The organism is Streptomyces sp. adm13(2018), assembly GCF_008042145.1.
GTDB lineage: Bacteria > Actinomycetota > Actinomycetes > Streptomycetales > Streptomycetaceae > Streptomyces.
The window spans coordinates 7,685-18,081 of the sequence record NZ_RDBH01000007.1; the positions used below are offsets into that span (position 1 = coordinate 7,685).

8 protein-coding genes are annotated in these 10,397 nt (G+C 71.6%); 6 read left to right on the plus strand and 2 right to left on the minus strand.

All coding sequences use genetic code 11. The features are described from left to right. Positions 1-827 (minus strand): ROK family transcriptional regulator (locus tag EAO70_RS00455; RefSeq protein ID WP_148001056.1); only part of this gene is annotated, 827 nt, incomplete at its 3' end. A gap of 171 nt (positions 828-998) precedes the next feature. Between EAO70_RS00455 and EAO70_RS00460 the strand changes: the two genes are divergently transcribed. From EAO70_RS00460 to EAO70_RS00480, 5 genes are all read left to right on the plus strand, one after another. Further along, positions 999-2,303: an ABC transporter substrate-binding protein gene (locus EAO70_RS00460; protein WP_148001038.1), complete on the plus strand. Its 1,305-nt coding sequence runs from the start codon at positions 999-1,001 to the stop codon at positions 2,301-2,303. Positions 2,304-2,314: 11 nt separating this feature from the next. Next, positions 2,315-3,307 (plus strand): carbohydrate ABC transporter permease, encoded by a 993-nt coding sequence (locus EAO70_RS00465; RefSeq protein WP_148001039.1) that lies wholly within the window; start codon positions 2,315-2,317, stop codon positions 3,305-3,307. Between the two features lie 49 nt (positions 3,308-3,356). Continuing rightward, the gene (locus EAO70_RS00470) at positions 3,357-4,196 is read left to right on the plus strand and encodes a carbohydrate ABC transporter permease (RefSeq protein WP_148001057.1); all 840 of its coding nucleotides are present in this window, start codon (positions 3,357-3,359) and stop codon (positions 4,194-4,196) included. Between the two features lie 35 nt (positions 4,197-4,231). Beyond that, complete coding sequence (locus EAO70_RS00475; RefSeq protein WP_148001040.1) at positions 4,232-5,632, plus strand: GH1 family beta-glucosidase; 1,401 nt, start codon at positions 4,232-4,234, stop codon at positions 5,630-5,632. Between the two features lie 112 nt (positions 5,633-5,744). Then, positions 5,745-6,848, plus strand: a complete 1,104-nt coding sequence (locus tag EAO70_RS00480; protein ID WP_261992564.1) for a phosphotransferase family protein — start codon at positions 5,745-5,747, stop codon at positions 6,846-6,848. A 52-nt stretch (positions 6,849-6,900) separates the two neighbouring features. Here the strand turns inward: EAO70_RS00480 and EAO70_RS00485 are convergent, their stop codons facing one another. Continuing rightward, complete coding sequence (locus tag EAO70_RS00485) at positions 6,901-7,920, minus strand: LacI family DNA-binding transcriptional regulator (RefSeq protein WP_148001041.1); 1,020 nt, start codon at positions 7,918-7,920, stop codon at positions 6,901-6,903. 190 nt (positions 7,921-8,110) lie between these two features. Here EAO70_RS00485 and EAO70_RS00490 point away from each other — a divergent pair, with 190 nt between their 5' ends. Beyond that, entirely contained in the window at positions 8,111-10,306 is a 2,196-nt protein-coding gene (locus tag EAO70_RS00490; protein ID WP_148001042.1) for a discoidin domain-containing protein, read from the plus strand. Positions 10,307-10,397 lie beyond the last annotated feature (91 nt).

A 10,397-nucleotide genomic window follows, 5' to 3' on the forward strand; every position in this document is an offset into this window, starting at 1 on the left:
CCCGCGTACGCCTCCAGGCAGCCCTGCGCGCCGCAGCGGCAGCGCCGCCCCCGCACGCGGACGGTCAGATGGCCCCACTCGATGGCCCGGCCCGGCCCCATCGGATCGGTGACCACGCACGCGCCGACACCCGATCCGAACAGCACCACCACGGCGCTGCGCGCCCCGCGTCCGGCGCCGAACCACATCTCGGCCTGCCCGAGGGTCTTGGCCCCGTTGTCGATCCAGTAGGGGACGGACTCGGGGAGGTCGACGGCCGCGCGGAGCAGTCGCTCGAAGGGGACGGCGTCCCAGCCGACGGTCTGGCCGTGGACGACCGCGCCCTCCCCGGCGTCCCGGGCCACGATGCCGGGGACGCCGACGCCGACGCCGATGAGGCGCTCCGCGGGGACCTCGGCGAGGCGCAGCACCTCCGCGATGCCGTCGCGGAGGTGGCCGACGACGAGGTCGACGTCGTAGCGGGCGGTGCGGGGCCCGGAGGGGGCCAACGGGCGCTCGGTGCGCGCCAGTTCGGTGAGGGTCAGGTCGAACAGCTCGATCCTGACCCGGGTCTCGCCGATGTCGACGCCGATCATGAAGCCGCTGGAGGGGGCGATCCTGACGAGGGTGCGGGGGCGTCCGCCGGCCGAGTCGACGCTGCCGGCCTCCTCCACGAGGCCGTCGGCGACGAGTTCGGCCACCACGTTGCTCACGGAGCCCGAGCTGAGGCCGGTCGCCGGGCCGAGCATGAGGCGGCTCATCGGTCCTTCGAAGTACAGCCTGCGCAGAACCGCGGTGCGGTTCTCGCGCCGCAGGTCACGCACCGTACGGCCAGTTCTCGCGTGCACGTGGATCCCCGTCTCTGAAGTCGTTCGTTGCAACATACCCGCAGCGCAGGCCTTGACGCGACCTTCTCATGGGGTTTAACTCACATCCTAAATTAAGCCGATGTTACGGCGAGGCCTCCAGAAGCCCACCGCATCGGCACGCCCCCTCGTCCCTGAAAGGGCCCAGGAGCCATGCGCAGAGTCAGAGCCGCTGTCACCGGTGTCGTCACCCTCTCCCTCGCCTTCACCGCCACCGCCTGCGGCGGCGGCGAGGCGACCGAGTCGTCGCCGAAGACCCTCACCTACTGGGCCTCCAACCAGGGCGCCAGCCTGGAGGTCGACAAGAAGGTCCTGCAGCCCGAGCTCGACCAGTTCGAGAAGGAGACCGGGATCAAGGTCAAGCTGGAGGTGATCCCGTGGTCCGACCTGCTCAACCGGATCCTCACCGCGACCACCTCCGGCCAGGGCCCCGACATCCTCAACATCGGCAACACCTGGAGCGCCTCGCTCCAGTCCACCGGCGCCCTGCTGCCCTGGGACGCGAAGAACCTGGACGCCATCGGCGGCAGGGACCGCTTCGTCGAGTCCGCGCTCGGCTCCACCGGCGTCCCGGGCCAGGACCCGGCCGCCGTCCCGCTCTACTCCATGGCGTACGCGCTCTACTACAACAAGAAGATGTTCAAGGAGGCCGGCATAGCCAAGCCGCCGGCCACCTGGGACGAGGTGATCGCGGCCGGCAAGAAGCTCACCAAGAACGGCAACGCGGGCATCGGGGTCGAGGGCTCCAACCTCTCCAACAACATCCACCAGGTGTTCGTCCTCGGAAAGCAGCACGGCGCCGACTTCTTCACCGCCGACGGCAAGCCCGACTTCACCTCCGACGGGGCCGTGGCCGCCGTCAAGCAGTACATCGACCTGATGGCCGTCCAGAAGGTCGTCGCCCCCGGCAACGCCGAGTACGCGCAGAACCAGTCCCTCAGCGACTTCGCCAAGAACAAGACCGGCATGGTCCTGTGGCAGACCCCGCAGCAGACCTTCTCCGCGCAGGGCATGGGCCCGGAGGAGTGGGGCGTGGCCCCCGCCCCGGTCGCGTCCGGCAAGCCCGGCCAGGGCGCCCAGACCAACTCCATGGTCGCCGGCATCAACATGGCCGTCTTCAAGAACACCAAGAACCTCGACGGCGCCCTGAAGTTCGTGAAGTACATGACGAGCGACGAGGAGCAGGTCGTCCTCAACAAGTCGTACGGCTCCGTCCCGCCGGTCAAGGGCGCGCAGAAGGACGCCGCCTTCGCCGCCCCGTCGCTGACCGTCATCCGCGACACCCTCGCCACCAGCGCCGCGGCCCTGCCGCAGGTCCCGGAGGAGTCCCAGTTCGAGACGGTCGTGGGCACCGCGGTCAAGGAGCTGTTCGCCGACGCCGCCGCCGGCCGGCCGGTCACCACGGAGTCCGTGAAGGCCAAGCTCGAAAAGGCCCAGCAGCAGATGCCCAAGAAGTAGGCCGCCCCACCATGACCGAAACCGCCGTCGCTCACCCGACCGAGCCGGCGGTGCGCAAGGCCACACCCGGAGAGGCGCGCGCACCACGCCGCTCCGGGCGTCGCCGCATCGCACTGCCCTACCTGCTGCTCCTGCCCGCCCTGCTCCTCGAACTGCTCGTCCACCTGCTGCCGATGCTCATGGGCATCGCCATGAGCTTCAAGGAGCTCACGCAGTTCTACATCCGGAACTGGAACGAGGCTCCCTGGTCGGGCCTGGACAACTACTCCGTCGCGATCGACTTCGACGCCCCCGTCGGGCAGGCGCTCCTGAAGTCCTTCCTGACGACGTGTCTGTTCACCGCCCTGTCCGTGGGGCTGTGCTGGCTCCTCGGGACCGCCGCCGCGATCTTCCTCCAGGAGAACTTCCGCGGCCGCGGCTTCCTGCGGACCCTGTTCCTCGTCCCGTACGCCCTGCCCGTCTACGCCGCCGTCATCACCTGGGCGTTCATGTTCCAGCGGGACAACGGCCTGATCAACCACGTCCTCCACGACCAGCTCGGCATCGGCGACAGCCCCGCCTTCTGGCTCATCGGGGACAACAGCTTCTGGGCCCTGCTGATCGTCTCGGTGTGGAAGGGCTGGCCGTTCGCCTTCCTCACCGTCATGGCGGGACTCCAGAACATCCCCCGCGACATGTACGAGGCGGCCGCCCTGGACGGGGCCGGCGTGTGGAAGCAGATCCGGCACATCACCCTGCCGTCGCTGCGCTCCGTCAACCAGGTCCTCGTCCTCGTGCTCTTCCTGTGGACGTTCAACGACTTCAACACGCCGTTCGTCCTCTTCGGGAAGGCCGCGCCCGAGGCCGCCGACCTGATCTCGCTCCACATCTACCAGTCGTCCTTCCAGACCTGGAACTTCGGCACCGGCTCGGCCATGTCCGTGCTGCTGCTGCTCTTCCTCCTCGTCGTCACGGGCGTCTACCTGCTGCTCACCAGCCGCGGAAGGAAGGCAGCCGATGTCTGAGCACACCTCCCGGCACGCGGCCGCGCGCCCGCGTCCGGGCCGCTCCCCCATGGCGGCGCCCCGCTCGTTCCTCTGGACCCGGCGGATCTTCCTCACCCTGCTCACCACCTTCGTGGTGCTGCCGGTGTACGTGATGATCTCCAGCTCCCTGAAGCCCCTCGCGGACGTCTCGGGGAAGTTCGAGTGGATCCCGTCCGGGCTCACGCTCCGCCCGTACGTCGACATCTGGGAGACCGTCCCGCTCGCCGACTACTTCGTGAACTCGATCGTTGTCGCCGGCGCGGCCACGGTGTTCTCGGTGGTGGTCGCGATCTTCGCCGCGTACGCCGTCAGCCGCTACACCTTCCGGGGCAAGCGGGTCTTCACGGTGACGGTCCTCTCCACCCAGATGTTCCCCGGCATCCTCTTCCTGCTGCCGCTCTTCCTCATCTACGTCAACATCGGCAACGCCACCGGCATCGCCCTCTTCGGCTCCCGCGAAGGCCTGATCCTCACCTATCTGACCTTCTCGCTGCCGTTCTCCATCTGGATGCTCACCGGCTACTTCGACTCGATCCCGCGCGAGCTCGACGAGGCCGCCAAGGTCGACGGCTGCGGGCCGATCAGCGCGCTGTTCCGGGTCATCGTGCCCGCCGCGTCCCCCGGCATCATCGCCGTGGCCGTCTACGCGTTCATGACCGCCTGGGGAGAGGTCCTCTTCGCCTCCGTCATGACCAACGACACCACCCGCACCCTCGCCGTCGGCCTCCAGGGGTACGCCACCCAGAACGACGTCTACTGGAACCAGGTGATGGCCGCCTCCCTCGTGGTCAGCGTCCCCGTCGTCGTCGGGTTCCTGCTCCTCCAGCGCTATCTCGTCGCCGGCCTCACCGCAGGTGCGGTCAAGTGACGTCCCTCTCCACACCCATCCCGAAGAGGTTCCCCGTGTCCGTCTCCCCCGGCTCCCCCGATTCCCGCACCGCGCTCGACCTGGAGGCCTTCCCGCCGGACTTCTCCTGGGGCACGGCGACCTCCGCCTACCAGATCGAGGGCGCCGTCGCCGAGGACGGCAGGGCCCCCTCCATCTGGGACACCTTCTCCCGCGTCCCGGGCGCCATCGACAACGGCGACCACGGCGACACCGCCTGCGACCACTACCACCGCTGGCCCGAGGACATCGCCCTGATGAAGGGCTTCGGCACCGACGCCTACCGGCTCTCCGTCGCCTGGCCCCGCGTGGTCCCCGGCGGCGACGGCCCCGTCAACGCCGCCGGCCTCGACTTCTACGACCGGCTCGTCGACGGACTCCTCGACGCCGGCATCACCCCCTCCGTCACCCTCTACCACTGGGACCTGCCGCAGGCCCTCCAGGACCGGGTGCGGGACAGCCACGGCGGCTGGACCGAGCGGGCCACCGCCGAACACCTCGCCGCCTACGCCTCCGTCGTCGCCGAACGCCTCGGCGACCGGGTCACCCAGTGGGCCACCCTCAACGAACCGCTCTGCTCCGGCTGGATCGGCCACCTGGAGGGCCGGATGGCCCCCGGCCTCACCGACCTCACCGCCGCCGTCCGCGCCTCCTACCACCTCCTCCTCGCGCACGGCCTCGCCACCCAGGCCGTCCGCGCCGCCGCCCCCGGCGCCCAGGTCGGCCTGGTCACCAACCACTCCACCGTCGCGCCCGCCTCCACCCGCCCCGAGGACATCGCCGCCGCCGCCCGCGCGGACGGCCACACCAACCGCTGGTGGCTGGACCCGGTCCACGGCCGCGGATTCCCCGCCGACATGCGGGAGCTGTACGGGGTCGAACTGCCGGAGCGGGCAGGGGACCTGGAGACCATCGCGGCTCCCCTGGACTGGCACGGCCTCAACTACTACTTCCCCGTCACGGTCGCCGACGACCCGGCCGGCCCCGTCCCGTACGCGCGCGAGGTACGGCTCCCCGAGGTACCCCGCACCGGCATGGACTGGCAGATCGACGCGGGCGGCCTGGAGGCCTTCCTGCTGCGCCTCACCGAGGACTACGGCGTACGGAAGCTGTACGTCACCGAGAACGGCTCGGCCTTCCCCGACACCGTCGGCCCCGACGGCGCGGTCCACGACCCCGAGCGCACCCGCTACCTGGAGCAGCACCTCGCGGCCTGCGCCCGGGCGCTGCGCAAGGGCGCGCCGCTCGCCGGGTACTACGCCTGGTCGCTCCTCGACAACTTCGAGTGGGCCTACGGCTACGACAAGCGCTTCGGCCTCGTCCACGTCGACTACGCGACGCAGCGGCGGACCGTGAAGACGAGCGGACGGCGGTACGCGGAGCTCGTCCGCGCCCACCGGCAGGCCCACGCGGGCTGACCCGCGCCCGCCGCGCACCTCCGGAAGGCCGCCCCGGCACCCCCGGGGCGGCCTTCCGGAGTCCGGCGCCGCCGCACCACCGAGCCCCTCCCGGTCCATCGAAGGAGCGCCCATGGCCGCCGGCACCGCCCCACCCCCGCCGATGGGACCCGAGCCCTCCTCCGGGCCTTCCGACGAGCCCGGCGGCGAGCGCTCCGCCGAGCACTCCTTCGAGACCGACGCCGGGGCCTCCTTCGAGCCCGACGACGAACGGCTCGGCCGCGTCCTCGGGGCGGCGACCGTGGTCCGGGGAACCGACCTCAGCGGCGGCCTCTACAACTCCGCCCGGCTGCTGGAGCTCTCCGACGGCCGGCGGCTGGTCCTCAAGACCGCGCCCCGGGCGGGCACCCCCGCCCTCACCCACGAGCGGGACCTGCTCGGCACCGAGGCGCTCTTCCACCGGCTGGCCGCCGGGGCGGGGGCCCGGGTGCCCGCCGTCCTGCACCACGAGCCGGCCGGCGCCGACACCCCCGCCGAGTGGCTGCTCCTCTCCTACCTCGACGGCACCACCTGGGACGCCGCGCGCGACCGGATCGCCCCGACCGACCGCGCGTCGCTCCGCCGCGAGCTGGGCGCGAGCCTGGCCCGGATCGCCGGCGTCACCGGCCCGGCGTTCGGCTACCCGCAGCCCGCCGCCGGGCTCTCGGCGCCCGACTGGCCGGCCGCGTTCACCGCGATGCTGCACGCCGTCCTCGCCGACGCGCGCCGGTTCGACGTCGCGCTGCCCGCGCCCACCGGGTTCCTCGCGGGACTCCCCCAGCGGTTCCACCGGCGGCTCGCCGCGGTGCGCCGCCCGGCGCTCGTGCACTTCGACGCCTGGGAGGGCAACGTCGTCGTCAAGCGGACCGGGAGCGGGCGGTGGCACCTGGGCGGGCTGATCGACGGCGAACGCGCCTTCTTCGGGGACCCGCTGGCCGAACTCGTCGGGCTCGACCCGCTCGGCTCCGCCGAGGACGACGCCCACCTCCTGGCGGGCTACCGCTCCGTCGCCCCCGCCCTGTCGCTCGACACCGGGGCCCGCGTCCGACTCGCCCTCTACCGCGTGTACCTCGCTCTCGTGATGCGCGTCGAGTCCGCCCCCCGGGCCTACGGCGAGGGTTTCGCGGCCTGGCTCGACACCTGGTCGACCGCCCGCGTCGGGGAGCAGCTCGCCGTGCTGGACGCCCTGGAGGGGTGACACGGCGGGCCGGCGGCCCGATGCCCGTACCGGAAGCCCCTCGCCGAGGCCGTCAGGCGGACTCGCGGACGACCAGGACCGGTGCGAAGACCTCGGCGGCCGGCTCGGAGCGGGTGCCGTCGAGCCGCTCGACCAGCTGGGTGGCCATCGCGGCGGCCATGCGCTCCACCGGCTGGCGCACGGTGGTCAGCTGCGGTCGTGCCTTGCGGGCCGCCACCGAGTCGTCGAAGCCCACGACGGCCACCGTGCCGGGGACGGAGACGCCCTGCTCGCGGAGGTACTGGCAGGCGCCCTGGGCCATCAGGTCGTTGGCGGCGAACACGGCGTCGAGGTCCGGATGGTCCTTGAGGAGCCTGGCCATGGCGCGCCGCCCGCTGTCCACCGTGTACCGGCCGCGTACGACGGGCACCGAGGTCACGCCGTGGGCCGCGAGCGCGTCCCGGAAGCCGTCGAGGCGCTCCCCGGCCGTGGGCGCGGTGACCGGGGCGGCGATGGCGGCCGGGCGCCGCCGCCCGGTGGCCCAGAGGTGTTCGGCCGCGAGGCGGGCACCCGCGCGGTTGTCGAGGTCCACGTAAGCGCAGCGCTCCCCCTCGCGGGGGCGGCCGAACAGCACGGTGGGCAGGCCCGCCGCCATGAGCATCGACGGGAGCGGGTCGTCCTCGTCCAGCGGGACGACCAGGGCCCCGTCGGCGCCGCCCTGCCTCAGGTACTCGACGAGTTGGCCCCTGGCCTGCTCGGACTCGGCGACGAGCAGCACCGGCTGGATCTCCCGGCGGCGCAGGACGGGCAGCACTCCGTCGACCACGCGGCCGAAGAACGGGTCGGAGAACACCCGGGCGGTGAAGGACCGGCCGGTGGCGGAGAGCACCAGGGCGACGGTCCCGGTGCGGCGGGTGACCAGGGAGCGCGCGGCCTGGTTGGGCCGGTAGCCGATGCGGTCGATGGCGTCGCGGACGCTCCGCTGGATCTCGGGGGCCACGTTGCGCACGCCGTTGACCACGCGGGACACCGTGGCGCGCGAGACCCCCGCCTCACGTGCGACGTCTTCCAGAGTCGGTGCTCGATTCCCCACCCACGCACCTTAACGGTGCCGTGTGTCCGGTGGGAGGACGGTCCGCGGGCGGCCGGAAGCTGTTGCTGTCGACACTTAATGAAAGCCAAAAGAAAAGTCATGTCATACGCCTTGACCGTCCACCCGCCCGACGGCAAGGTTTCGGGAGAGCGCTCTCCCACGTTTCCCCCATGTATCCAGAGGAGACCCCATGTCTTCCCTCGGGTCCCCGCCGGTCTTCCGGCGACCCGCCTCACGCGTCCGCCGGGCCACCGTCGGCGCACTCGTCACCGCCCTGGCCGGCGGCCTGCTCGCCGTCGCCCCCGCCACGACGGCTCACGCGGCCCCCACCCTGCTCTCCCAGGGGAAGACCGCGACCGCCTCCTCCACCGAGGGCGGGGCGTTCATCGCCTCCGCCGCCGTGGACGGCAACCTGACCGGAACGCGCTGGGCCAGCGCCTGGCAGGACTCCCAGTGGATCCAGGTCGACCTCGGCAGCAGCGCCACGCTCAGCCGCGCGGTCCTGACCTGGGAGGCCGCCTACGGCAGGGCGTACGACATCCAGGCCTCCGAGAACGGCACCGACTGGCGCACCGTCACCTCGGTCACCGCGGGCGACGGCGGCACCGACGAGGTCACCCTCTCCGGGACCGGGCGCTACATCCGGATGAACGGCCGCACCCGGGCCACCGGCTACGGCTTCTCCCTGTGGGAGTTCCAGGTGTACGGCTCCACCGACACCACCGGCCCGACGCTGCCCGGCGGCGGCGACCTCGGCCCCAACGTGCATGTCGTCGACCCGGCCACGCCCGGCATCCAGGCCAAGCTGGACCAGGTCTTCCAGCAGCAGGAGTCCGCCCAGTTCGGCAACGGCCGGCACGCCTTCCTCTTCAAGCCCGGCACGTACAACGGCCTCAACGCCCAGATCGGCTTCTACACCCAGATAGCCGGCCTCGGGCTCCGCCCCGGCGACACCACCATCAACGGCGACGTGACCGTCGACGCCGGCTGGTTCAACGGCAACGCCACCCAGAACTTCTGGCGCGGCGCCGAGGGCCTCACCCTCAACCCGGTCAACGGCACCAACCGGTGGGCCGTCTCGCAGGCCTCCTCCTTCCGCCGCATGCACGTCAAGGGCGGCCTCAACCTCGCGCCCAACGGCTACGGCTGGGCCAGCGGCGGCTACATCGCCGACTCCAAGATCGACGGCCAGGTCGGCAACTACTCCCAGCAGCAGTGGTACACCCGGGAGAGCAGCATCGGCGGCTGGTCCAACAGCGTCTGGAACCAGACCTTCTCGGGCGTCGAGGGCGCTCCCGCCACCTCCTTCCCCGAGCCCCGCTACACCACGCTCGACACCACGCCGATCTCCCGCGAGAAGCCCTACCTCTACCTCGACGGCAACGAGTACAAGGTCTTCGCCCCGGCCAAGCGCGTGAACGCCCGCGGCACCAGCTGGGCCAACGGCACCCCGCAGGGCGAGTCGATCCCGCTGAACCAGTTCTACGTGGTCAAGCCGGGCGCCACCGCCGCCACCATCAACCAGGCACTCGCCCAGGGCCTGCACCTGCTGTTCACGCCCGGCGTCTACCACGTCGACCAGACCATCAACGTGAACCGCGCCAACACCATCGTGCTCGGCCTCGGCCTCGCCACGATCATCCCGGACAACGGCGTCACCGCGATGAAGGTCGCCGATGTCGACGGCGTCCGCCTCGCCGGCTTCCTGATCGACGCCGGGCCGGTCAACTCGTCGACGCTGCTGGAGCTCGGACCGCAGAACTCCGCGGCCGACCACGCCGCCAACCCCACCACCGTGCAGGACGTGTACATCCGCATCGGCGGCGCCGGCGCGGGCAAGGCCACCACCAGCATGGTCGTGAACAGCGACGACGCCATCATCGACCACACCTGGGTGTGGCGCGCCGACCACGGCGAGGGCTGGGGCTGGGAGACCAACCGCGCCGACTACGGCGTCCGCGTGAACGGCGACGACGTGCTGGCCACCGGCCTGTTCGTCGAGCACTTCAACAAGTACGACGTCGAGTGGTACGGCGAGCGCGGCCGCACGATCTTCTACCAGAACGAGAAGGCGTACGACGCCCCGAACCAGGCCGCCATCCAGAACGGAACGACGAAGGGCTACGCCGCCTACCGGGTCGACGACTCGGTGAACACCCACGAGGCCTGGGGCCTCGGCAGCTACTGCAACTACAACGTGGATCCGACGATCGTCCAGGACCACGGCTTCAAGGCACCCGTCAAGCCCGGGGTGAAGTTCCACAGCCTGCTCGTCGTGTCCCTCGGCGGCATGGGCCACTACAACCACGTCATCAACGACACCGGAGCGTCGACCATCCCCGCCGGCACCTCCACCGTGCCGTCCACCGTCGTCAACTTCCCCTGACGGCCCGCCGGGGCGCCCCGCTCGGTGCGCCCCGGCTCCCACACCCCTTCCGGGCGGCGCGGCGGGGACTGGGCGCCGCCCGGACGGGGTG